This window comes from Curtobacterium sp. BH-2-1-1 (assembly GCF_001806325.1).
Lineage (GTDB): Bacteria > Actinomycetota > Actinomycetes > Actinomycetales > Microbacteriaceae > Curtobacterium.
This window is the reverse complement of record NZ_CP017580.1, coordinates 1454295-1476564: the sequence shown is the minus strand read 5'-3', so window position 1 is coordinate 1476564 and position 22270 is coordinate 1454295. Positions and strand designations below refer to the sequence as shown.

General features: G+C 72.3%; 23 protein-coding genes. 11 read left to right on the top strand and 12 right to left on the bottom strand.

Going from position 1 to position 22270, the window contains the following annotated elements; all coding sequences use genetic code 11:
• Nucleotides 1-28: 28 nt before the first annotated feature.
• The 7 genes from mnhG to BJK06_RS06835 form a co-directional block, all read right to left on the bottom strand.
• Nucleotides 29-385, bottom strand: coding sequence for a monovalent cation/H(+) antiporter subunit G (gene mnhG / locus BJK06_RS06865; protein ID WP_070417261.1), 357 nt, complete (start codon nt 383-385; stop codon nt 29-31).
• Entirely contained in the window at nt 382-726 is a 345-nt protein-coding gene (locus BJK06_RS06860; protein ID WP_070417260.1) for a hypothetical protein, read from the bottom strand. Before BJK06_RS06860 ends, mnhG begins: the two co-directional genes overlap by 4 nt.
• The gene (locus BJK06_RS06855) at nt 723-1310 is read right to left on the bottom strand and encodes a Na+/H+ antiporter subunit E (protein ID WP_070417259.1); all 588 of its coding nucleotides are present in this window, start codon (nt 1308-1310) and stop codon (nt 723-725) included. The genes BJK06_RS06860 and BJK06_RS06855 overlap by 4 nt, the downstream gene beginning before the upstream one ends.
• The gene (locus BJK06_RS06850; protein ID WP_070417258.1) at nt 1307-3007 is read right to left on the bottom strand and encodes a Na+/H+ antiporter subunit D; all 1701 of its coding nucleotides are present in this window, start codon (nt 3005-3007) and stop codon (nt 1307-1309) included. Before BJK06_RS06850 ends, BJK06_RS06855 begins: the two co-directional genes overlap by 4 nt.
• Nucleotides 3004-3414: a Na(+)/H(+) antiporter subunit C gene (locus BJK06_RS06845; protein WP_022907807.1), complete on the bottom strand. Its 411-nt coding sequence runs from the start codon at nt 3412-3414 to the stop codon at nt 3004-3006. The genes BJK06_RS06850 and BJK06_RS06845 overlap by 4 nt, the downstream gene beginning before the upstream one ends.
• Nucleotides 3411-6299: a Na+/H+ antiporter subunit A gene (locus tag BJK06_RS06840; protein ID WP_070417257.1), complete on the bottom strand. Its 2889-nt coding sequence runs from the start codon at nt 6297-6299 to the stop codon at nt 3411-3413. Before BJK06_RS06840 ends, BJK06_RS06845 begins: the two co-directional genes overlap by 4 nt.
• Before the next feature lie 109 nt (nt 6300-6408).
• Entirely contained in the window at nt 6409-7353 is a 945-nt protein-coding gene (locus BJK06_RS06835) for a zinc-binding alcohol dehydrogenase family protein (protein ID WP_070417256.1), read from the bottom strand.
• Nucleotides 7354-7426: 73 nt separating this feature from the next.
• On the opposite strand from BJK06_RS06835, the gene BJK06_RS06830 reads away from it, so the two are divergent.
• Nucleotides 7427-7843: a MarR family winged helix-turn-helix transcriptional regulator gene (locus tag BJK06_RS06830; protein ID WP_070417255.1), complete on the top strand. Its 417-nt coding sequence runs from the start codon at nt 7427-7429 to the stop codon at nt 7841-7843.
• A gap of 21 nt (nt 7844-7864) precedes the next feature.
• Here the strand turns inward: BJK06_RS06830 and BJK06_RS06825 are convergent, their stop codons facing one another.
• Entirely contained in the window at nt 7865-8665 is an 801-nt protein-coding gene (locus tag BJK06_RS06825; protein WP_070417254.1) for an SDR family NAD(P)-dependent oxidoreductase, read from the bottom strand.
• 61 nt (nt 8666-8726) lie between these two features.
• Here BJK06_RS06825 and BJK06_RS06820 point away from each other — a divergent pair, with 61 nt between their 5' ends.
• The 8 genes from BJK06_RS06820 (at nt 8727) to BJK06_RS19105 (ending at nt 16523) form a co-directional block, all read left to right on the top strand.
• On the top strand, nt 8727-9449 hold the full coding sequence (locus BJK06_RS06820; protein ID WP_070417253.1) for an SDR family oxidoreductase: 723 nt from the start codon (nt 8727-8729) through the stop codon (nt 9447-9449).
• Complete coding sequence (locus BJK06_RS06815; protein ID WP_070417252.1) at nt 9446-10105, top strand: FadR/GntR family transcriptional regulator; 660 nt, start codon at nt 9446-9448, stop codon at nt 10103-10105. Before BJK06_RS06820 ends, BJK06_RS06815 begins: the two co-directional genes overlap by 4 nt.
• A 25-nt stretch (nt 10106-10130) precedes the next feature.
• On the top strand, nt 10131-11009 hold the full coding sequence (locus BJK06_RS06810; RefSeq protein ID WP_070417251.1) for an SMP-30/gluconolactonase/LRE family protein: 879 nt from the start codon (nt 10131-10133) through the stop codon (nt 11007-11009).
• A 71-nt stretch (nt 11010-11080) separates the two neighbouring features.
• Nucleotides 11081-12217 (top strand): DUF1972 domain-containing protein, encoded by a 1137-nt coding sequence (locus BJK06_RS06805; RefSeq protein ID WP_070417250.1) that lies wholly within the window; start codon nt 11081-11083, stop codon nt 12215-12217.
• Nucleotides 12214-13344, top strand: coding sequence for a glycosyltransferase family 4 protein (locus tag BJK06_RS06800; protein WP_156794794.1), 1131 nt, complete (start codon nt 12214-12216; stop codon nt 13342-13344). Before BJK06_RS06805 ends, BJK06_RS06800 begins: the two co-directional genes overlap by 4 nt.
• Nucleotides 13341-14315, top strand: a complete 975-nt coding sequence (locus BJK06_RS18525; RefSeq protein WP_070417248.1) for a hypothetical protein — start codon at nt 13341-13343, stop codon at nt 14313-14315. The genes BJK06_RS06800 and BJK06_RS18525 overlap by 4 nt, the downstream gene beginning before the upstream one ends.
• Before the next feature lie 37 nt (nt 14316-14352).
• Nucleotides 14353-15504 (top strand): 23S rRNA (uracil(747)-C(5))-methyltransferase RlmC, encoded by a 1152-nt coding sequence (rlmC, locus tag BJK06_RS06790; protein ID WP_070417247.1) that lies wholly within the window; start codon nt 14353-14355, stop codon nt 15502-15504.
• 335 nt (nt 15505-15839) lie between these two features.
• On the top strand, nt 15840-16523 hold the full coding sequence (locus tag BJK06_RS19105; protein WP_070417246.1) for a transglycosylase family protein: 684 nt from the start codon (nt 15840-15842) through the stop codon (nt 16521-16523).
• A gap of 64 nt (nt 16524-16587) precedes the next feature.
• Here BJK06_RS19105 and BJK06_RS06780 read toward each other — a convergent pair whose 3' ends face one another.
• A complete protein-coding gene (locus BJK06_RS06780; RefSeq protein ID WP_083295115.1) occupies nt 16588-17802 on the bottom strand; it encodes an LCP family protein in 1215 nt (404 codons plus the stop codon).
• A gap of 63 nt (nt 17803-17865) precedes the next feature.
• Nucleotides 17866-18288: a MarR family winged helix-turn-helix transcriptional regulator gene (locus tag BJK06_RS06775; RefSeq protein ID WP_070417245.1), complete on the bottom strand. Its 423-nt coding sequence runs from the start codon at nt 18286-18288 to the stop codon at nt 17866-17868.
• Between the two features lie 76 nt (nt 18289-18364).
• Between BJK06_RS06775 and BJK06_RS06770 the strand changes: the two genes are divergently transcribed.
• Nucleotides 18365-20491 carry an efflux RND transporter permease subunit gene (locus tag BJK06_RS06770; RefSeq protein WP_070417244.1) on the top strand — a complete coding sequence of 709 codons (2127 nt, stop codon included), beginning with the start codon at nt 18365-18367 and terminating at the stop codon, nt 20489-20491.
• A 12-nt stretch (nt 20492-20503) separates the two neighbouring features.
• The gene (locus tag BJK06_RS06765; RefSeq protein ID WP_083295114.1) at nt 20504-21154 is read left to right on the top strand and encodes a GntR family transcriptional regulator; all 651 of its coding nucleotides are present in this window, start codon (nt 20504-20506) and stop codon (nt 21152-21154) included.
• A gap of 120 nt (nt 21155-21274) precedes the next feature.
• On the opposite strand, the gene BJK06_RS06760 is transcribed toward BJK06_RS06765, so the two are convergent.
• The gene (locus BJK06_RS06760) at nt 21275-22051 is read right to left on the bottom strand and encodes an IclR family transcriptional regulator (RefSeq protein ID WP_070417242.1); all 777 of its coding nucleotides are present in this window, start codon (nt 22049-22051) and stop codon (nt 21275-21277) included.
• A gap of 26 nt (nt 22052-22077) precedes the next feature.
• On the bottom strand, nt 22078-22251 hold the full coding sequence (locus tag BJK06_RS18520; protein ID WP_156794793.1) for a hypothetical protein: 174 nt from the start codon (nt 22249-22251) through the stop codon (nt 22078-22080).
• Nucleotides 22252-22270: the final 19 nt, after the last annotated feature.

Genomic DNA, 22270 nt, shown 5'->3' with positions numbered 1-22270 from the left:
CGCACCGCCCCTCCATTCCGTCACCTGGTCACGACTCCGTGTCGTCGACCAGCAGGTCCTCGTGGCGGTAGTCGTCCGCCCGCAGCCCCGCGCGGGCGATCATGTGCGTCGACACCGGCACGAGGAACAGCTGGAACACCATGATCGGCAGGACGACCCACAGCGCCGTCCACGTCCACACGGCGACCACGATCGCGGCGAGGGCGAACGCCAGCCCGAGCACCTGCGGCTTCGCCATCGCGTGCAGCCGGACGAGCGGGTCGGGGAACCGGACGATCCCGACGCCGGCGCCGAGCGACAGCACCGCCCCGACGAGCAGCAGCCCGACGGCGATCCACGCGCGGACCCCGGCGCCGTCGATGAACCCCTGGATGATGTCGATCACTGGGGACGCTCCTGGTCGTCGGCGTGCTCGGGCGTGGTCACGGTCAGCCCCTCGTCGGACGGATCGGAGGACGGGGTGACCGCACGGGCGACGGCGATCGTGGCGAAGACGCTCGTCGCTGCGATCACCACGAGGACGGGTACGGCCGTCAGGTCCCGCCGGATCACCATCGCGGCGCCGATCACCACGAGCGCGGTCGTCAGCACCATGTCCGAGCCGATCATCCGGTCGAGGATGGTCGGGCCCCGCACGATGCGGAGGACGGCGAGCACGAGGGTGGCCCCGAGCAGCGCGAGCACCAGGGCGATCGCGATGCCCATGACGACGACTGCGGCGCTCATCGCGTGACCTCCGGCAGGGGTTCGGACAGTTCGGAGAGGTCCTGCTTCGACCCGAGCGCCCGGATGACGAGCGTCTCGATGCCGAGGGCCTCACGGCGGGCCGCGTCGACCTGCTCGACCCGCTCGGTGTCGAGGACGTGCAGGAGCAGCCGGCGGCGTCGCAGGTCGACGTCGGCGACGTACGACCCCGGCACGAGGGAGATCGCGAGCGTCGCCAGGGTGAACGTCATCTCGGAGGTGGTGTGGAGCTGGACGAGCGTGATCGAACTCCGCCGGACCCCGCGTGGGCGGAGGGCGACCCAGGCGACCCGGAACGAGGCGAGCACGACCAGTCCCGACCACACCACCAGGAACCACGCGGCGTGCGGGATCGAGAACCGGGCGGACAGCGGCACCGGCGGCAGCGGGAGCAACTGCGTCACGAGCAGCGCGACGACGATCCCGCACAGCAGGGTCAGCGGCGTCCACGAACCCCAGAGCAGCGCCCAGAGCACGGTCAGCCCGGCGACGAGCGGGACGTCGTAGCGCCACGCGACGGCGATGCGCCGCGCGTTCGTGATCCGACGGGTGCTGTCCGCGGTCATCGCGTCCCCCCGAGCACGGCCTGCACGTAGCGGTCCGGGGACTCGAGCGACTCCGCCGCGCGGGTCGCGTAGCCGTACAGCGGGCCGGCCACGACGGTCAGGGCGACCGACCCGAGGACGGCCACGGTCGTCACGCCGACGAGCATGCGCGGCAGCTTCACGCGCGTGGGGGCTTCGCCGACGCCGTCCTGCGTGGCCGTCGGTGCGGTCTCCGGACTGGAGGCGCGACTCGCGTGGGGTGCGTCGGTGACCGTCACCGAGCCTCCTGGGTGGAACGCCTTGCCCGTGTCCTCGGACACGGTCAGCGGCGCCGGTTCCGGCGACCGCAGGTGGGCGTGCGGCTCTGCGGTGCTCGCGTGCGGGGCCGCTGCCTCGGCCGCGGGCTTCGGACGCCAGAACGCGGCGTCCCAGACGCGCATGAGCGCGTACAGGGTCAGGAGGCTCGTCACGACACCGGCGGCGATCGTCGCGTAGGCGAGGGGTGAGCCGTCGATCGCCGCGGCACGGAAGAGGCCGAGCTTGCCGATGAAGCCGGAGAACGGCGGGATGCCACCGAGGTTGAACGCCGGCACGAGGTAGAGCGCGGCGAGCAGCGGGGCGGCCTTGAGCAGCCCGCCGAGCGATCGGGTCGAGGTCGTGCCGCCGACGCGTTCCATCAGCCCGGAGACCAGGAAGAGCGTCGTCTGCACGACGATGTGGTGGACCGTGTAGAACACCGCGGCGGCCGTCCCGGCGACCGAACCGAGGCCGACGCCCATCACCATGAACCCGATGTGGCTGATGAGCGTGAAGGACAGCAGTCGTTTCACGTCGGTCTGCGACACCGCACCGAGCACGCCCACCACCATCGTCAGGATCGCCACGATGAGGAGCACGGTGTTGAGCTGCGGTCTCGGGAAGATGATCGTCTCGAGCCGGATGATCGCGTAGATGCCGACCTTCGTGAGCAGGCCCGCGAACACCGCCGTCACCGGGGCCGGCGCGGTCGGGTAGGAGTCCGGCAGCCAGAACGCCAGCGGGAACACGGCGGCCTTGATGCCGAACCCGATGAGCAGCATCGTGTGGAGGAGCAGCTGCACGTGCTCGGGCAGGGCAGCCATCCGCTCGCTGATCTGGGCGATGTTGACCGTGCCGGTGGCGCCGTACACGAGGCCGATCGCCGCGAGGAAGATCGCCGACGCGATGAGGCTCGTGACGATGTAGGTGGTGCCCGCCCGCACGCGCTGTTCGCTGCCGCCGAGGGTGATGAGCACGTAGCTCGCCACCAGCAGCATCTCGAACGCGACGTACAGGTTGAAGAGGTCCCCGGCGATGAAGGAGTCGAGCACGCCGGCGGCGAGCACGAGGTACGTCGGGTAGAAGATCGTGACCGGCGCCTCGCCGTCGTCGGCCGCGAGCCCCTGGCCGATCGAGAACAGCAGGACGACGAGGAGCACGCTCGCGCTCACGGTGAGGAGCAGCGCGCTCAGCCGGTCGACCACGAGCGAGATGCCGTACGGCGCGTCCCACCCGCCGACCTGCACCACGATCGTGCCGTGCTGGTCGACGAGCACCATGAGGGTCGCGGCGACGGCCAGGGCGACGACGAGCACCACGACGGTGATCGCGCGCTGCAGTTTCTGGTGGTTGAGGAGTCCGAGCGCGACCGCGGCGCCGAGCAGCGGGACGAGGACGAGGAGCGGGACGAGCCAGGTCATCGGGTCGCCTCCTGTTCTGCGTCGGTGGTGGTCTCGGGGTCTTCGTCGGCGGGTTCGTCGCGTTCCCGACCGATCGCGACGTCGGCCTCGTCGACCTCGACCTCGTCGGCGCGGGAGAGCTTCCACGAGCGGTGGATGAGGGCCAACAGGAACGCGCTCACGGCGAAGGTGATGACGATCGCGGTCAGGGCGAACGCCTGGGGGAGCGGGTCCGTGATGCCCTCGGAGCTCTTGCCGATCGGCGGGTTGCCGGCAGCACCGGACATCACGAGGAGCAGCAGGTTGAGGGCGTTGCCGAGCAGGAGGAAGCCGAGCAGCATCCGGGTCAGCGAGCGTTCGAGGAGCAGGTAGACCCCGCAGGAGAACAGCACCGCCATCGCGATGACGAGCACGAGGGTGACGGTCACGTGGCGCTCCCTTCCGGGGTGGGGGCTTCGGTCATGTCCTGCACGGGCGTCGAGGCGTCCTCGAGTCGCTGCCGGTCGACCTCGGCGCCGAGGCTGCGGAGGACGTCGAGCACCAGGCCGACGACCACGAGGTACACGCCGATGTCGAAGAACGTGGCGGTGACGAACTCGACGTGGCCGAGCACCGGGACGGTGGCCTCGAAGAACTCGGAGTACAGGGCTTCCCTGCCGAAGAACATCGGCACGAGGGCGGTGATCGCGGCCGTGGCGACGCCGAGCCCGAGCAGGCGTCCGGCCCGGACCGGGGCTGCGGCGCCGAGCTCGGCCGGGCCACCCGCGAGGTACCGGGCCGCGAGGGCGATGCCCGCGACGAGACCGCCGGCGAACCCGCCGCCCGCCGCGTTGTGCCCGGCGAAGAGCAGGTAGACCGACAGGACGATCAGGCCGTGGAACAGCAGGCGGACGACGACGTCGAGCAGCGCCGAGCGGCCGGTCGGGATCGCGGCGCTCGTCGGCAGCCAGGCGCGGGGCTCGCCGTCCGTGCGCTCGTCGCGGTCGGCGGTCAGCCGGGCCGGCAGGTCGCGGAGGCGGGGGAGCGTGTCCTCGCGGGAGTTCACGAAGATCAGGCTCGCGACGCCCGTCGCGGCGGCGACCACGACGGTCAGCTCGCCGAGGGTGTCCCAGCCTCGGAGGTCGACGAGGGCCACGTTCACGACGTTCAGGCCGTGCCCGAACGAGCTCGTCAACGCCGGCAGGTCCGGCCAGAGCGGCTCGGCCGTCCGTGCCGATGCGGCGACGACGACCACGATCGCGAGGGTCAGCCCGGCGAGGCCCGCGAAGAGCGCCCGCACGACCCGGAAGCGGGACGGGTTCGCGGTGGCGATCCGCGGGGGGAGCCGGCGCAGCACGAGCACGAACGCGATGAGCGTCACCGTCTCGACCACGAGCTGGGTCAGCGCGAGGTCGACCGCTCCGTGCAGCACGAACAGGACGGACATGCCGTACCCGGTCACACCGACCAGCACCGCCGCGGCGAACCGGGTCTTGGCGGTGAGGACGGCGATCGCGGCGATCGACATGACGAGGACGACGGGGATCTGTCCCCACGAGTCGGCGAACCGGACGTGGAACGCCCACGGCCCGCCGATGACCAGGTTGACGAGCGCCCCGGCGACGAACACCGACAGGATGACGGTCAGGTAGTAGGGGAGCGAACCGCGCTGGACCCCGGCGGTGAGGCCCGTGGCCACCCGGTCGAGCCCGCGCATGAGGTGTCGGTAGATGCTCGACGCGCTGGGGGAACCCGCGAGGCGGTGCTGGAGCGCCTCGACCGGGCGGCGCAGGGCGAACAGCGCGAGACCGCCGACGAGCGTCACCGCGGAGAGGCCGAGCGCCGGCTCGAGACCGTGCCAGAGCGCGAGGTGCGGGACCTCGCCGGGGAGGGCGGCGGCGTGCGCGGCCGGCTCGATGCCGTGCGCCACGAGGGGCGTCGCGAGGCCGAGCGCGAGACCCGTGAGCGCGAGGACCGACGGGACGACGCCGAGGCCGTGCAGGCCGTGCGGTTCGGTGTCGGGCACGCCGGGCTTCCGGGCGAAGGCGCCCCACAGGAACCGCAGCGAGTAGGCCACGGTGAGCACCGAGCCGATCGTCACGCCGATGAGCGCGAACCACGCCCACCCGGCGTCGGGGCCGTGCAGCGAGTCGATGAAGCCGGTGAGCACGGCCTCCTTCGCGACGAAGCCGATCGTCGGCGGGATGCCCGCCATCGACAGCAGTGCGAGGACGGCCACGACGGTGAGCCAGGGCATCCGGCGTCCGAGGCCGCTCAGGCGCGCGAGGTCGCGGGTACCCGTGACGTGGTCGATCGCACCGACGACGAGGAACAGGGTCGACTTGAACGCCGCGTGGGCCACCAGCAGCGCCACCCCGCCGAGGGCGACCTCGGGCGCACCCCACCCGGCCGCGAGCACGAGGAACCCGAGCTGGGCGACCGTGCCGTAGGCGAGCAGGAGCTTGATGTCGGTCTGCCGGAGCGCACGGTACCCACCGATGAGCATGCCGAGCACCCCGAGCACGGTGATGGTCTCGCGCCACCCGCCGAGGAGCGCGAACGCGGGCGCGAGCCGGGCGACGAGGTAGATGCCGGCCTTGACCATCGCCGCGGCGTGGAGGTACGCGCTGACCGGGGTCGGGGCGGCCATCGCGGCGGGGAGCCAGAAGTGGAACGGCACGATGGCGGACTTCGTCAGCGCGCCGAGCAGGACGAGCACGACGGACACCGAGACGATCGTCCCCGACGGAGGGTCCTGGACGATCCCGGAGAGCGACGTCGTCCCGGCGGTCACCGACAGCACCACGAGACCGGCGAGCATCGCCAGACCACCGGCGGTGGTGACCACGAGCGCCTGCATCGCCGCCGCGCGACTGGCACGCTTCACCGAGTCGTGGCCGATCAGCAGGTAGGAGAAGACCGTCGTCGCTTCCCAGAGGACGAACAGCACGATGACGTCGTCGGCGACCACGAGCCCGTACATCGACCCGGCGAAGGCGGTGAGGACCCCGGCGAACCGACCGAGTCCGGGTTCGTCCGGCCCGAAGTACGTGGCGCAGTACACGAGCACGAGGGCACCGACCACGCTCACCACGAGGGCGAGGATCCACGAGAGGGCGTCCATCCGCAGGGCGATCGCGAGGTCGAGCTGCGGCACCCACTGGAACCGCTCCGTGACCGCGCCGTGCAACGCCGGACCGGTCTGCGCGACGGTCAGGACCGCGGCTGCTGCCGGTGCGAGGGCCGCCACGGTGAAGACGCGGCGGCCGAGGACGGGGGTCAGGGCGGGGACGATCAGGGTGACGATCGCGAACGCGACGAGGACGATGACCATCGGGCACCTCCTCGGGGTCGGGCTGCAGTCCGGCTCACTGGGCCCTCACAGCCTACGGAGAGGGGGATGTGGAGTTCCTGAGTGGGCGGACAGGGAGGCCGATCGAGGATCAGGCTTCCAGCACCACTCTGCCCGTCGACCCACCGACCTGTCCGGCCCAGGCCGCCTGGACCTCCGCCATGCGCACCGCCGTCGCGTCCACCCGGATCGTGCCGTCGGCGATCGCCGCCACGATCCCCGGGAGCTCCGCGACGAACGCCGCCCGACCGACGGAACCCTGGCCGCTCCCGACGATGGTCAGGCCGGACGCACGGAGCGCTGCGGAGGGGATCCGCGCCTCCTGGCCCGCCGTGGAGCCGATCGCCACCCAGTCGAGCCGGCGTCCGCGCTCCTGCCGCGCCGTGACGAGTGCGCGCATGACGTCCGCGGCGGGCTGGCCCCAGACGTAGTCGATCACGACGTCGACGTCCGCGGCTGCCGCACCCACCGCGTCGACGTCGTCGAGCGGGACCACGACGTCCGCGCCGACTGCCGGCAGCGCTCCGAGTCGTGTCGCGTCCCGTCCGCTCGCGACGACGTGCTCGGCGCCGAGGTGCTTCGCGACCTGCACCGCCGCGGAGCCGGAGGCACCCGTCGCGCCGAGCACGAGGACGCGGCTGCCGGGCGCGAAGTCGATGCGGTGTCGGAGCGCGACCCACGAGGACATCACGGGGTTCGCGCCGGCGGCGACCGCCACCGGGTCGGCACCCTCGGGCAGGACGACGCTCGCCCGCGGGTCCACGGCGACCCGTTCGGCCATCGTGCCGCGGGTGTCGCTCGCGACGGCGAAGTAGCGGAGCGTCCCGTCCGGGAACCGCCCGACTGCGTCGACGCCCGGGACGAGGGGGAGCGCCCCCTCGCTGGTGTAGTGCGACCCGTCGGCCTGGGACCGCACCCGTGGGTGGAGTCCGGCGGCGACGACGTCGACGACCACCTCGTCGGCGGTGGGGACGGGGTCGGTGAACTCCTGCCAGACCGGGGACCGGCTGAACTCGGCGACGACGGCTGCGTGCATGACTGCCTCCTGAAAGGTTCGTGTTGCGAACAAAGTAGTTCGTAACACGAAGTGAGTCAAGTAGGCTGACGGCATGCAGGAGATGACGGAGGACGAGCGGCTCGTCGACGCTCTCGGTGAGAGTGCGTTCCGGACGATGGGTGCCCTGACCGGCATCGCGGCGGATGCCGGGTTGTCGCTGACGCAGCTGCGGGTGCTCGCGATCCTGCGTGACCGGCGGATGCGGATCGGCGACCTGGCGCAGTACCTCGGCCTCGAGAAGTCGACGATGACCGGGCTGGTGGCGCGCGCGTCGGCCAAGGGGCTGCTCGGGCGGGTGCCGAACGCGGAGGACGCCCGGGCGGTGGACGTCGTCATCACCGATGCCGGGCTCGACGTCGCCCGATCGCTCGAGGCGGCGATCCGGGAGTCGCTGCTGCCCCTGACCACCCGGTTGTCCGTGGGGGAGCGGGGCGCGCTGCGGGCGTTGCTGGAGCGGATGCTGCGCTGACCACCCCGGGTGACGATGGACTCAGCGCCCGTGCGCCCGCGCCGGGATCTGGGTCGCCAACTTGCCGCCGGACACGTCCAGCAGCGTCCCCGTGACGTACCCGGCGGCGTCGCTCGCCACGAACACGAGCAGGTCGGCCACGTCGTCGGCCGTCTCCCACCGACGGAGCGACAGAGTGTCGAGCAGGCGGTCCTGGGCCTCGGCGGGCATCGTCGCGAAGCCGTTCATCGCCGTCGGCACCATCCCCGGGGCGTACGCGTTCACGGTGATGTCCCACGGGCCGAGCTCCGATGCGAGCACCCGGGTGAACGCCACGACCGCCGACTTCGACGCCGCGTAGGCAGCGCTCCCGACACTCGGCACGATCGCCGCGAACGACGCCGCGTTGATGATCCGTCCGCGCCCGGCGGCCTGCATCACGGGTGCCACGGCCTGGCTCATCAGGAAGGTCCCGCCGAGGTTCACGTCCATGCATCGGCGCCAGTCGTCCCACTGCAGGTCGCCGACCACTCCCTCGACGTTGATGCCGGCGTTGTTCACGAGCACGTCGATCGTGCCGTGCCGGGCGACGACCTCGTCCACGGCGGCGCGGACGGAGTCGGGGTCGGCGACGTTGCAGCGCACCCGGTCGACCGGCAGCGCGGCGCCGGCGGCGGCCCCGTCCCCGGCCGCGGGCGCGTCCGCGGCAGCGGGTTCGTCGAACGCCAGGTCGAGCGCGACGACCCGGCACCCCTCCGCGTGGAACCGTGCGGCGATCGTGGCGCCGATGCCGCGCGCGGCTCCGGTCACGACGACCACGCGGTCGGTCAGGTCGAGGTGCATCGTCGCTCCCGTCGTCGGTGCGCCCGTGGTCCGGTCGCAGCAATAGGCATACTATTCCCCCATGAACGACGCACGCGTGCTCTGGATCACCGGCGGCGGCAGCGGCATGGGAGCGGCGAGCGCTCGTGCGGCCGCCCGCGACGGCTGGACGGTGGTGCTCAGCGGACGCCGGGCGGACCGACTCGCCGAGGTCGCGACCGAGATCCGCGCCGAGGGTGGGACGGCGGACGTGCTGCCCCTCGACGCGAACGACCCGGAGGACGTCACCGCTGCCCGCGACACCCTGCTCGCGCAGTACGGGCGGCTCGACGGACTCGTCCTCGCCGCCGGGCTCAACAGCCCCCAGCGTCGGTGGGACGACCAGTCGCTGTCGGACTTCCGCGCCATCGTCGACACCAACCTCACCGCCGTCGTCACGGTCGTCGACGCGGCGCTGCCCGCGCTGCGCGAGTCCGGCGGGATCGTCGTGGTCGTGTCGTCGTACGCGGGCTGGTCGTTCCAACCCGGGGCCGGGGTCGCCTACTCGGCGTCGAAGACCGCGCTCGGCTCTGTCGTCCGGACGCTCAACCAGCAGGAGGCCGGGCACGGCGTCCGCGCGACCCACCTGTGCCCCGGCGACGTCGCCACCGACTTCCTCGACCAGCGCCCCTCGGTGCCGGACTCGGCCGCACGCGCGGTCATGCTCCAGCCGGAGGACATCGCCCGCTCGGTCTCGTTCGTGCTCGAGGCCCCGTCGCACATGCGCGTCGACGAGCTCGTGGTCAGCCCGGTCTCCCAGCGGTGATCTTCGACCGGGTGCTCGACGGGCTCGGCGCCGCGATCGTCGACGGATCGCTGCCGACGGGGCACCGCGACAGCATCGACGGGTTCGTCACCCGCACGGGCTCGAGCCGCAGCATCGTCCGCGAGGCCGTCCGCGTCCTCGTCGGCCTCGGCCTCCTCAGCGCCGGTCGTCGCGTCGGGCTCCGGGTCCTGCCCGCGTCGGAGTGGGACGTCCTCGACCCGCGCGTCATCGGCTGGCGGCTCGCCGGTCCGGAGCGTGGGGTCGTCCTCGGGGAGTTGCGCGCGCTGCGCCGCGCGGTCGAGCCGGTGGCCGCGGCGGCCGCCGCCGGGCGCGCGTCCGACGCGTCGCACCGTGCCGACCTGGAGGCGCTGCTCGCCGCCGCCGACCGCCTCGCCGCCGCCACGGGTCCGGACGACGCGGCCACGTTCCTCCAGGCAGACCGCGAGGTCCACCGACTGGTGCTGGAGCTGTCCGGGAACGCGATGTACGGGCGGCTGCACCGCGTGGTCGCGCGCGCACTCGACGACCGGGCCGGGATCCGGCCGGGTCTCCACGACGTCGGACTGCACGTCCGACTCGCCCGCGCGGTGGCCGACGGAGACGCGGACGGAGCCGCCGGGGCGATGACCGAGATCATCGACCGCACGGGCGAATAGGGTCGAGGTGTTCGAAGGAGAGCACATGTCGTTCACCGATCTCGTCCCCGACCCCGGCGCCGTCGAGCGCATCGCGACGGGCAGTACCTGGGCCGAGGGGCCGTGCTGGATCCCCGCGAGCCGGACCCTGCGGTGGTCGGACATCCCGGGCGACCGGATCCTGCAGTGGCACGCCGACTCCGGCGAGACGTCGGTGTACGCGGAGGGGGTCGAGTTCACGAACGGCCGCACCCTCGACCGCGACGGCAGCGTCGTGCAGTGCTCGCACGGGAACCGACGGGTCGAGCGCGACCGGGACGGGATCGTCACACCGATCGTGGACGCGTGGGACGGCGTCCGGCTGAACTCCCCGAACGACGTCGTCGTCGCGCGGGACGGCAGCGTGTGGTTCACCGACCCGGCGTACGGCATCACCCAGCCGCGCGAGGGGCACCCGGGCGAGCGGGAGTACGGCGACCACTGGGTGTTCCGCTGCGGCCCGGACGGTGCGGACCTGCGGCCGGTCGCCACCGACCTCGACGAACCGAACGGGTTGGCGTTCGACCCGACCGAGCAGGTGCTCTACGTCGCGAGCTCGTCCGGCGACGACCCGGTCATCCGGGCGTACGACCGGCGGGGCGACCGGGGCGACCTGCTCAAGAACGGTCGGGTGTTCGCACGGTTGGAGCCCGGCGAGGGCGCTCCGGACGGCATCCGCGTCGACGTGCACGGCAACGTGTGGTCCTCGTCGCACCGGGGCGTGGTCGTGTTCGACCCGGACGGCACCCGACTCGGCGAGATCGCGGTCCCCGAGGTCACCGCGAACCTCTGCTTCGGCGGCGACGACGGCACGACGCTGTTCCTCGCCGCGACGACGTCGATCTACCGGATCGCGACCACGATCCAGGACGCCGCTGCCGAGTAACCCGCTCTTCCGCCACCTGGAACTGCAATGTAGAATATCATTGCAGTCATCAGGTGAACGAGGGAGCGGGTATGTCCAAGCGTGTGGCGATCATCGGGACGCGCGGGTACCCGTCCTACTACGGCGGGTTCGAGACGGCCGTGCGGCACATCGCACCGCACCTGGCCGACGTCGGCTGGGACGTCACGGTCTACGGCCGTCCCGGACAGGAGCGGGTGGACGATCCGTCGCTCGACCACCGGGTGACCCGACGCACGACCCGTGGCCTCGAGTCGCGGTCGCTCTCGACCCTCACGTACGGCCTGACCGCCGTGCTCGACACGATCCGACGACGGCCGGACGTCGCGCTCGTGATGAACTGCGCGAACGGGTACTGGCTCCCGCTCCTGCGGCTCGCCGGCATCCCCACCGTGGTCAACGTCGACGGGATCGAGTGGGAGCGCGCGAAGTGGGGGCGGCTCGCCAAGGCGGTGTTCAAGACCGGCGCCCGGGCCACCGCACGGTTCGCCGACCGGCTCGTCTTCGACGCCGACGCCATCGGGGACTACTGGCGCCACGAGTTCGGCCGCTCCGGCGTGATGATCCCCTACGGCGGCACGGAGTCCGACCTCCTGCCGCTGCACCCCGACGACGCGCACCTCGCCGGGCGACCGTTCGCCCTCGTGGTGGCGCGGTTCGTGCCGGAGAACACGGTGGCCGAGTTCCTCGTCGCCGCGGAGCGCATCGCCGAGCGCCACCCGGTCGTCATCGTCGGGTCGACGGGCTACGGCGGGGAGCTCGACACCGCCGCGCAGGACCTCGCCGACCGGAACCCGGACGCGACCTGGCTCGGCCACGTGTCCGACGACGACCGGCTCTTCGCACTGTGGCAGCACGCCGGCGCGTACTTCCACGGGCACAGCGTCGGCGGCACGAACCCGGCCCTCGTGCAGGCGATGCACTGCGGGGCGCCCACCGTGGCCCGCGACACCGTGTACAACCGCGAGGTCCTCGCCGGCACCGGCGTCCGGTTCGTCCAGCCCGACCCCGGCGCGATCGCCGATGCCGTCCTCGACCTGCTCGCCGACCCCGTCGAGCAGGAGCTGCTCCGGGGCAGCGTGCGTGACCGGGCCCGCTCGGCGTACACGTGGTCGGGCGTCTGCGGCGCGTACGAGCACGCCCTCGCCGAGCAGGCCGGCGTCGCGACCCGCCAGGCGGTGGCGGCGTGAGCGCATCGGTGGGGAGCATGCGGATCGTCCCCGAGTTGCGGGCCGCCCACATCGAGCGCCACCTGCGCGGCACACCCGCAGAGCTCCTCTACCTCGACGTGAACTACGACCTCGCCGGGACGGACCTCGCTCCCGCCATCCAGCGAGTGACCATGACGGGAGCGCTCCGTCGGTTCTTGACCACCACGGCCACCACGCTCGAGGTCCCGGAACCGCTGTGGATGCGGTTCTGGCCGAAGCACGTGCTGCTCGCGGCCGGGTTCCGCGCTGCGGGGGTGCTCCGGCGTCGTCGGCACCGGGTGGTCACGTACGCGATGGAGAACAACGACCTCGCGACCCTCGTGGGCGGGCGTCGCCGGGTGCCGGGCGTCGTCGTCCGGCTCGTGGGTCTGCTCGTCGGCGCCGTTGCTCGACTGACCATCGACCGCATCGCGTTCGCGAGCGACGACGCACGAGCCACCTACGCGTCCCTCCCGTTCACCGCGGCGATCGAACAGTCGTCGACACTCGAACTGCCCCGCCCCGACGATGCCCCGGTCGATCCGAGCCCGCTGACATGCGTGTTCGTCGGGGCGATGGAGCAGCGCAAGGGCGTGCGGGAGCTGATGGATGCCTGGCCCGCCGTCGAACGCACCGTTCCCGGCGCGACGATCGTGCTGATCGGGCCAGGGCCACTCGAGCCACTGGCAGCCGAGTGGGCCGCCTCGTCCCCGTCGACACGGCGAGTGACGGGACGACTCCCGCACGCTGCCGCTACCGCCGTGGTCCGCTCGTCTGCGGTCCTCGTCGCTCCCTCGGTCGCCGACGGACGCTGGCGGGAGCAGATCGGTCTGCCGATCAAGGAAGCCCTCGCCGCTGGCCTGACGATCGTGACCACCGACCAGACCGGGCTCGCCGGCTGGCTGCGCGACCACGGTCACGGCGTCGTCCCGCCGACGGCCCCGGCGTTCACCCGGCGACTCGCGCGAGCGATCACGAGCGCCCTGCGGGCGCCGCTGGACCGAGAGCAGGTGCGAGCTGCGCTGCCCGAGCGGGACGGCCGACTCGCTGCCGACGCCTGGTTGCACGGTCAGCAGGCACGACTCGTCGCCGACGTGCCGACCCGCCCGATCGGAGTCGTCGCATGAGTGCACGCGACGTCATCGTGGTGAACACACTCGGCGGTGCGCTGCACCACTACGCCCACGGGCTGGCTGCGACACTCAGCGCCTCCGGAGCACGGGTGTCGGTCACCGACGTGCACGAGCCGAGCGTCGCAGGAGGCTCGGGTGCCGGCTGGGTGCGGCGGTACCTCCTCGCATTGTGGGCCGCTCGCCGGGATGGCCGTCGTGGTGGGACCCGGGTCATCGTGACGTGGCCGGTCCTCGGCCACCTGGATCGCGTGATCATGCGCGTCGTCCTCGGCCGACGGGCCGAGGCGGCCCTCGTCGTGCACGATCCCCACCCGCTCGTGCGAGCCCGCGGGTACGGCGTCGTCGCGCGTCGGTTCGGTGCGCTCGCGCGTGGTGTCCGCCTGATCGTGCACAGCGGGACCGCCGCGACCGCCCTGCGAGACGACTGTCCGGGCACCGAGCCCGAGCTGCTGCCGCACCCCGTCGTCCCACGCGCGGTCCCCGACACGGTGTCGATGTCGAGCGACCGTCCGGTGGTCCGGGTCCTCGGGCAGTTCAAGCCCGACCGCGACCTCGCGCTGCTCGCCGGGATCGGTCAGGAGATCGGACACTCGCACCGCCTCGAGATCGTCGGGCGACGGTGGCCCGAGGTCGACGGGTGGTCCGTGACGGACGCCTTCGTCGACGAGGACCGGCTCGACGAGCTCCTGGCCACTGCGGACGCCGTCGTCGTGCCCTACAAGCGGTTCTTCCAGTCCGGCATCGCGATCCGCTCGCTCGAGGTCGGGACGCCCGCGGTCGGTCCCGCTGGTTCGAGCATCGCCGACCTCTACCCGGACGACCGCTACCTCGGCGACGATTCGGTGTCGTCCTGGTGCGACGCGATCTCGTCGGCCTCCGCCGCGGAGCGCGACGAAACGCGTGCCGTGGCGTCGCGAGCCGACCGCGTCTGCCGTGCGGCCTGGGCGGAGTGGCTGATGCGCTGATCGCGACCGGCGGCCGCTGCCGTATCCTGACTCGGCCATGCAGTGCGACTACTTCGACCGCGGGGTGTGCCGCTCGTGCACGCTCATGGGGCAGCCGTACGCCGAGCAGGTCCTCGACAAGGAACTCCGCACGCGCGAACTCCTGCACGACGCGGTCGAGGCCGCCGGGGGTCCGGGCTCGGTCGAGTGGCTGCCCGCGATCACCAGCCCCGAGTCCGCGTACCGCAACAAGGCGAAGATGGTGGTCGGCGGGACCGTCCAGCACCCGACGGTCGGCATCCTCGACCACCGGCAGCGCGGGGTGGACCTCCGGCACTGCGGCATCTGCACGCCCGGGATCCAGCACGCGCTCCCGATCCTCGCCGGGTTCATCGCGGACGCCGGGCTCATCCCGTACGACGTCGCCACCCGCCGGGGCGAGCTGAAGTTCGTGCTCGTGACGGAGTCGCCGGACGGGGAGCTCATGGTGCGGTTCGTCCTGCGCTCCGAGGGACAGCTGGTGCGCCTCCGGCAGCACCTCGACGCGCTCCACCGGGTGCTGCCGAACGCCGTCGTCGTCACCGTGAACCTGCTCCCGGAGCACAAGGCCGTCACCGAGGGGGAGCGGGAGATCGTGCTCACCGAGCGGGAGACGCTCTCGATGCGACTCGGTGACGTCACGATGCACCTCCGCCCGCAGAGCTTCTTCCAGACGAACACGCACGTGGCCACCGAGCTGTACGCCCAGGCCTCGGCGTGGATCGACGAGGTGGCGCCCGCGTCGATGTGGGACCTCTACTGCGGCGTCGGCGGCTTCGCCCTGCACGCCGTCCGCCCCGGTCGCGCGGTGACGGGCATCGAGACCAGCCGCGAGGCCGTCCGGTCGGCGGGGCAGTCGGCGCGCGAGGCCGGCCTCGAGGGCGTCCGCTTCGCCGCGGACGACGCGACCGAGCACGCGCTCCGTGCCCGACCCGACGCGGTCCCCGAGCTCGTCGTCGTCAACCCGCCGCGGCGCGGGATCGGCGAGACGCTGTCGACCTGGCTCGAGGAGTCGGACGTGCGGCACGTCGTCTACTCGAGCTGCAACCCGGTGACCCTGGCGAAGGACCTCGCGCGGATGCCGTCGCTGCGCCTGCGGCGCGCGCGGGTGCTCGACATGTTCCCGCAGACGGGCCACCTGGAAGCGGTGACGCTGCTGTCCCGAGGGTGACCGACCGGCGGACGGGAGGCGCGGGTCGGCGCCGCCACGTGCCTCCTGGTCGTCATTGCCAGGGAATTGCCAAGGTGACGTACCCGGGTCCGCCGCGATGACCATGCCCATGGGGATCCACGCGTACAGGTTCCGTCCCCGGAGACATAGCACCAACGGGTAGAACCGTTTGTCTCGGTTTGATAACGGTGAAGAGTTTCCTATGGTGGCCGACCGAGGCGCCACCGGCACGAGACCACTGCCCCCGGTGGCGCACCCCACGACACGACCGCGATCGGTCGGGACGGGCAGTGGCGATCGGCTCTCGATCCGTGGTCCCGGTGGAGCAATCAACCATGAAGAAGCTTTCTCGTACCCGCACCATCGTCGGTGGCCTCGCCTTCGCAGGCATCGCCGCGACGGGTGTCGGCCTCGCGGCGGCGCCCGCGAACGCAGCATCCGGCTCGACCTGGGACGCCCTCGCGCAGTGCGAGTCCGGCGGCAACTGGGCGATCAACACCGGCAACGGCTACTACGGCGGCCTCCAGTTCAACCTCGGCACCTGGCAGGCGAACGGCGGCACGGGCAACCCGGCCTCCGCGAGCCGTGCGACCCAGATCGCCGTCGCCGAGCGCGTCCTCGCCTCGCAGGGCTGGGGCGCATGGCCGGCCTGCTCCGCCCAGCTCGGGCTGAGCGGCACGACCGGCGCCGCCCCGCAGGCCGCCGCTCCGGCTCCCGCCGCCCCGACCCAGCAGGCTGCCCCGCAGCAGCAGGCGCCGGTGCAGCAGGCCGCCCCGCAGCAGGCCGCGCCGTCGACCCCGGCCCCCGCGACCGAGGCGGCTCCGGCTGCCCCGAGCAAGCCCGCGGCCGTCAAGACGAGCGGCAAGACCTACACGGTCGTGTCGGGCGAGACCCTCGACAGCATCGCGACGAAGCTGCACATCGACGGCGGCTGGAACAAGCTCTGGGCCGCGAACACGTCGACCATCGACGACGCGAACCTGATCTACGCCGGCCAGGAGCTCCAGCTCCCCGCCTGATCGTTCCTCCGATCGACAGGACGCCCGGTGACCGAGTGGTCACCGGGCGTCCTGCTGCGTCCGGCTACTGCGGGTTGTCGGCCAGCCACCCGGCGACGTCGTTCGACCGGAGCGCCTGGGACAGCGACTGCACGGCGATGGTGTTCACCGCGACGTAGGACTGTCCGTCCGCCGAGGTCCCGCCGCCCGCGGTCGGCATCGTGAACGTCCGCAGGTCCGACGGCCGGACGTCACGCAGGGACCAGCCGAGGTCGACCATCGTGCGGACGGTCAGACCGGCGTCCACCGACAGGTACTCGCTCGTCGCCCGGACGAAGTCCTGCACGCGCCCGGGGTTCGTGAGGGTGTCGCGCGAGAGGAGTCCGTCGACGATCCCGCGCATGAACGCCTGCTGGTTCCGGACGCGGGTGTGGTCGGCGTCGGCGAAGGCGTACCGCTCGCGGACGAACGCCAGGGCCGCGTCGCCGTCGAGGTGGTTCGCGCCGGCAGTGAACTCGTGCCCGCGGGCCGAGAACGCCGTCCGTGACTGCACCGTCACCCCGCCGAGCGCGTCGGTCATGCCCGAGAAGCCGGCGAAGTCGATCTCGGCGACGTGGTCGATGCGCACGTCGAGCAGGCGTTCGACCGTCTGCACCGTCAGCGGAACCCCGCCCCAGGAGTACGCCGCGTTGATCTTCGCGGTGCCGTGGCCGGGGACCTCGACCCACGAGTCGCGCATGATCGACATGAGGTACACGGCCCGCTTGTCGGCCGGGACGTGGGCGAGCATCAGGGTGTCCGAGCGACCACCGGCAGCGCGGTCGCCGTCGGGGTCGGCGCCCTGGCGGGAGTCCGATCCGATGAGCAGGATGTTCTGCGCGCCCTCGGTCGGAGCGGGGCGCGCGCCGGTCGGGAACGGGTCGGCGAGGACGTCGGCGTCGAAGCTGCGGACGAGGCCCGCGATGAAGAGGCCGGCGACGACGGCGAGCACCGTGGCGACGGCGACGAGCGAGCCGGCGGTGCCGAGGACGGCGACGAGGAACGGGCGCTTCCGGCGGCGTCGGCGCCGCTTCCGGCCGTTCCTGCTCCAGCTCCCGCTCCGGCTCGAGCCGCTGCTGTGTGGCCTGCGGGCGCTCGATCCGCTCCGGGGTGCCCGCGGTGCGGGGGCGTCGGTGCCCGCGTCGGTGCTGGCGTCGGCGGCGGCGATCGATGCTGCCTGCGCTGCCGCCTCGGCCAGTTCGGCCGCATCGGCTGCTTCGGCTCGTTCGGCGGCCTGACGGGCTGCTCGGTGCTCGGACATCGGGTCTCCTGCGGGTCGGGTCGGTCGTGCTACCGACTCCGCGAGTCTACCGTATGTGGTATATCAACCGCTAGGTGTTCGGTTCGGCCGGTGCTTCTCGAGCAGCAGGGTCAGGGCGCCCCGCAGTGCGGCGTCGTCCGGCAAGACGTCACGCTCGATGTGCCGGGCGGTCTCCCACGCCTCGCGCCCGTGCTCCGTCACGGTGACGATCCGCCGTCGCCGGTCATCCGGGTGCGGCGAGCGTTCGACGAGGCCGTCGCGCTCCATCCGCTCGAGCGTGCGGGACATCGTCTGCGGCTGCACGCGTGCCGTCCGGGCCAGGGTGTCCGCGCCCGTCGGGCCGGTCCGCACGAGGATGTCGATCGCGATGAGCGCCGCGTGCGGGAGGCCGATCGCACGCAGACGCTCGTCCCAGTCCCGTTCGATCGCCCGGGCAGCGGCGGAGAGGAGACGCCCCAGCGGCCATGCGTCGGGGGTGTCGTCCATGCTCCGAGTCTACGGATCCCGTTCCTTCGCCCTCTCTAGTAATCAGCATGCTGACGATTGGAGTACGCTCACGGACGTGTCCCGCTTCCTCCGCATCGTCCTCCCCGCGCTCGTCATCGTGGTCTGGCTCGCGATCGCCTCCGTCGGCGGTCCGTTCTTCGGCAAGATCTCCGAGGTCTCCACGAACGACCAGACGTCGTTCCTGCCGGCATCGGCGGACGCCACCAAGGTGCAGGAACGCGCGTCCGAGTTCCGGCAGGCGTCGGGCGCACCGGCGATCATCGTGCTCGAGCGCGACGGCGGCATGACGGCTGCGGACCAGCGTGCCGCGACCACCCTGGCCGACCGGCTCGGGGACCGCGACGACGTGCAGGGCGTCAGCCCGGTGATCCCGAGCGAGGACGGCGACGCGGTCGAGATCGTCGCCACGCTGACCCAGAGCGCGGACACCGGTGACGCCGTCGAGGCCGTCCGCGCCGACGTCGAGGACGCGCTGCCGTCGGGGGTGCAGGGCTACGTCACGGGTCCGGCGGGCTTCACCGCCGACCTCACCGAGGCCTTCGCGGGCATCGACGGGCTGCTGCTCGGTGTGGCGCTCGCCGCGGTCTTCGTGATCCTCATCATCGTCTACCGCTCACCGCTCCTGCCGATCCTCGTGCTCGGTACCGCGACGTTCGCCCTGTGCGCGTCGATCCTCGTCGTGTGGTGGCTCGCCAAGGCCGACATCGTGACCGTGAACGGCCAGGTGCAGGGGATCCTGTCGATCCTCGTCATCGGTGCCGCGACCGACTACGCGCTCCTCTACACCGCACGCTTCCGCGAGGCACTGCGCGACCACCGCACCGGGTGGGACGCGACGAAGGCCGCCCTGCGGGGGAGCCTCGAGCCGATCCTCGCCTCGGGCGGGACCGTGATCGTCGGCGTGCTCTGCCTGCTGCTCTCCGACCTCAACTCGAACAAGGCGCTCGGTCCCGTCGCGGCCATCGGCATCGCGTTCAGCCTCCTCGCCGCGCTCACCCTGCTGCCCGCGCTCCTGCTGGCGTTCCGGCGCGCGGCGTTCTGGCCGCTCCGCCCGAAGTACGGCAGCGCGCACCCCGTCCTCACCGGGCCCGACGCCCGCGGGCTCTGGGCACGGGTGGGTCGGCTCGTGGCGCGCCGCTCCCGGGTGGTCTGGATCGTGTGCACCGTCGGGCTCCTCGCGATGGGCACCGGCCTCGTCGGACTCAAGGCGGACGGGGTCCCGCAGAGCGACCTGGTCATCGGGAGCTCGCAGGCGCGCGACGGTCAGGACGTGCTCGCGGACCACTTCCCGGGCGGGTCCGGCAGCCCGGCACAGGTCATCGGCGCCGCGGCGGAGACCGACGAGCTCGCCGCTGCGATCACGGGCGTGGACGGCGTGGACAGCGTCGTGGCGGCCGCGAAGGACGCCCCGTCCGGCACCGTCCCCGTGACGACGAGCGGCAACCCGGGCGGCGCCGCCGGTGGGACCCCGACCGTCTCCCGCGGCGACGTCCTGCTCGAGGCCACCCTGTCCGACCCGGCCGACTCCGACGCCGCCGAACAGACCGTGCGTGCCCTCCGCACGGCGGTCGAGCGGGTGGACCCCGGCGCGATCGTCGGTGGCGCGACCGCGACCGCCGTCGACACGAACGACACCGGCATCCGGGACCGCACGCTGATCATCCCCGTGGTGCTCGCGGTCATCCTGCTCATCCTGATGCTGCTGCTCCGGAGCATCGTGGCGCCGCTCGTGCTCATCGGCAGCGTCATCGTGTCCTTCGCCGCGGCGCTCGGCGTCGGTGCCCTCGTGTTCGACCACGTGTTCCACTTCCCCGGGGCCGACCCGAGCGTCCCGCTGTACTCGTTCGTGTTCCTCGTGGCGCTCGGCGTGGACTACAACATCTTCCTCATGACCCGGGTGCGCGAGGAGGCCCTGCGGCACGGTCCGCACGAGGGCGTCCTGCGCGGGCTCGGGGTCACGGGCGGCGTGATCACCTCGGCCGGGGTCGTCCTCGCGGCGACGTTCGCGGCGCTCGGCGTGATCCCGATCCTGTTCCTCGTGCAGATCGCGTTCGTGGTCGCCTTCGGCGTGCTGCTCGACACGATCGTGGTCCGCTCGCTGCTCGTCCCGGCGCTGGCGTACGACCTCGGGCGCCGGGCCTGGTGGCCGTCGCGCCTGTCGCGTCCGGCCCATCACATGTGACACGCTGGGCGCATGCCAGTTCCTTCGACGCAGCCCGCCGCCGAGCGGAAGCTCCTCCGTGACACCGTGCAGGACAAGATCCGGGACGCGATCATGGACGGCACCCTCGAGCCGGGCGAACGGCTCAACGACGACGACCTCATCGCCTGGCTCGGTGTCTCCCGCACCCCCATCCGTGAAGCCCTCGCCGAGCTCGCCCGTGCCGGACTCATCGAGATGGCGCCGAACCGGTACACCCGCGTCGCCGCCCCGACGAAGGACGAGCTCCTCGACGCCTACCGCACGCTCGGCGTGATCTACGGCGGTGTCGCCCGCCTCGCGACGCCGCGCTTCACGGACGCGCAGCGCAAGAAGGTCGTGAAGACCCTCGACGACGTCACGGCGCAGGTCGAGGCCCGGCACCAGGGCGAGGTCGCCCAGCACGGCGCGGACATCTACGCGATGTGGGCCGACCACTGCGGCAACCCGTCGCTCGAGCAGCTCTGCAAGGCGACGACGGACGGGCTCGCGTTCAAGCTGCGGGTGCCGGAGCTGGCCGAGCTGGTGCCGGCCGAGGTCGTGCTGCCGGAGCTCGAGAAGCTCAAGGCCGCAGTCGTCGCGAAGGACCCGATCGCCGCCGAGCTCGCCATGGAGGCGATCCACCTGCTGCCGTCGCGCGACTGAGGCGACGAGCGCGACCGGCGCGACGAGCGCGACTGACGCGACGAGCGCGACTGACGCGACCGGCGCAACCACCTGACGGCCAGGAGGCGCGGTGCGGGCCCGCACCGTCCCTCCCGTCCGTCAGTGCGCGACCGCGCTGATCATGCCGAGGCCGACGCTGATGCGGTCGGCCACCTCGATGAGGTCCTCGGCGAGCGACGCGGTGTCGCGGTCCCGCAGCTGCGTCACCCGCCCGGAGATCGACAGCGCCGCGACGATGCGCCCCGACGCGTTCCGGATCGGTGCCGCGATGCAGAACCGGCCGAGCGCGACCTCTTGGTTCTCGACGCACCAGCCGCGCTTCGCGGAGGCCTCGAGGTCCGCCGTCAGCGCGTCGTGCGACGTGATCGTGTGGTCCGTGTAGCGCGCGAGGTCCGCGCCGAGCAGGGCCTCCCGCTCGGCCTGTGACAGGTCGAGCATGAGCGCCTTGCCGAGCGCCGAGGCGTGCAGCGGCTGCCGCATGCCGATCATGGTGTGCGACTTCGGAGCGAGTGAGCCCTCGAAGTGGCAGAGGTAGATGCAGGCCGCGTCGTCCTGCACCCCGACGTTCGCGGTGAGGCCGATGCGGTGCGCGAGCTCCTGCGCGGCGGCCCGGCTCTCGCGGTGGACAGGGTTGTGGTTGAGCCCCTGGCTGGCGAGCTCGAGGACGGCCCGTCCGACGGAGTACCCCTGCGACTCGGGGTCGCGTCGCACGTACTCGAGCGACTCGAGCGTGGCGAGGAGCCGCCCGGTCGTCGACGTGCCGAGGCCGATCGCCCGTGCGATGTCGGAGGCGCGCATCGCCCCGTCGGCGGCACCGAGCGCGCCGAGGACCGCCGCGGCGCGCTCGATGCTCTGGTTCGGAGGGGTGGTGGCCATCCGCCCATTCTGTCCCGTGGAGTCGATCAGGACACCGTGACACCGCTGACGAACTGGTTCGTCCGCACCTGTGCCGTGGTGAGGGGTGCGCCGTCGAGCGCGACGTCCTCAAGGGCGACGCCCGACACCCCGTGCGTCGCGTCCCACCCGGACAGCGACAGTGCGACGGCCGTCGCGATGGTCAGTGCGCGCAGGCGCATGGCGATCTCCCTTGATCGT

Coding starts and splice junctions, on each gene's coding strand:
- BJK06_RS06860 (WP_070417260.1), bottom strand. CDS start 726: ATGAGCGCCGCAGTCGTCGTCATGGGCATCGCGATCGCCCTGGTGCTC.
- BJK06_RS06850 (WP_070417258.1), bottom strand. CDS start 3,007: ATGACCTGGCTCGTCCCGCTCCTCGTCCTCGTCCCGCTGCTCGGCGCC.
- BJK06_RS06835 (WP_070417256.1), bottom strand. CDS start 7,353: ATGCACGCAGCCGTCGTCGCCGAGTTCAGCCGGTCCCCGGTCTGGCAG.
- rlmC (WP_070417247.1), top strand. CDS start 14,353: ATGCAGTGCGACTACTTCGACCGCGGGGTGTGCCGCTCGTGCACGCTC.
- BJK06_RS06830 (WP_070417255.1), top strand. CDS start 7,427: ATGCAGGAGATGACGGAGGACGAGCGGCTCGTCGACGCTCTCGGTGAG.
- BJK06_RS06855 (WP_070417259.1), bottom strand. CDS start 1,310: ATGACCGCGGACAGCACCCGTCGGATCACGAACGCGCGGCGCATCGCC.
- BJK06_RS06805 (WP_070417250.1), top strand. CDS start 11,081: ATGTCCAAGCGTGTGGCGATCATCGGGACGCGCGGGTACCCGTCCTAC.
- BJK06_RS06825 (WP_070417254.1), bottom strand. CDS start 8,665: ATGCACCTCGACCTGACCGACCGCGTGGTCGTCGTGACCGGAGCCGCG.
- BJK06_RS06810 (WP_070417251.1), top strand. CDS start 10,131: ATGTCGTTCACCGATCTCGTCCCCGACCCCGGCGCCGTCGAGCGCATC.
- BJK06_RS06775 (WP_070417245.1), bottom strand. CDS start 18,288: ATGGACGACACCCCCGACGCATGGCCGCTGGGGCGTCTCCTCTCCGCC.
- BJK06_RS06820 (WP_070417253.1), top strand. CDS start 8,727: ATGAACGACGCACGCGTGCTCTGGATCACCGGCGGCGGCAGCGGCATG.
- BJK06_RS19105 (WP_070417246.1), top strand. CDS start 15,840: ATGAAGAAGCTTTCTCGTACCCGCACCATCGTCGGTGGCCTCGCCTTC.
- BJK06_RS06760 (WP_070417242.1), bottom strand. CDS start 22,051: ATGGCCACCACCCCTCCGAACCAGAGCATCGAGCGCGCCGCGGCGGTC.
- BJK06_RS06840 (WP_070417257.1), bottom strand. CDS start 6,299: ATGGTCATCGTCCTCGTCGCGTTCGCGATCGTCACCCTGATCGTCCCC.
- BJK06_RS06780 (WP_083295115.1), bottom strand. CDS start 17,802: ATGTCCGAGCACCGAGCAGCCCGTCAGGCCGCCGAACGAGCCGAAGCA.
- BJK06_RS18525 (WP_070417248.1), top strand. CDS start 13,341: ATGAGTGCACGCGACGTCATCGTGGTGAACACACTCGGCGGTGCGCTG.
- BJK06_RS18520 (WP_156794793.1), bottom strand. CDS start 22,251: ATGCGCCTGCGCGCACTGACCATCGCGACGGCCGTCGCACTGTCGCTG.
- BJK06_RS06765 (WP_083295114.1), top strand. CDS start 20,504: ATGCCAGTTCCTTCGACGCAGCCCGCCGCCGAGCGGAAGCTCCTCCGT.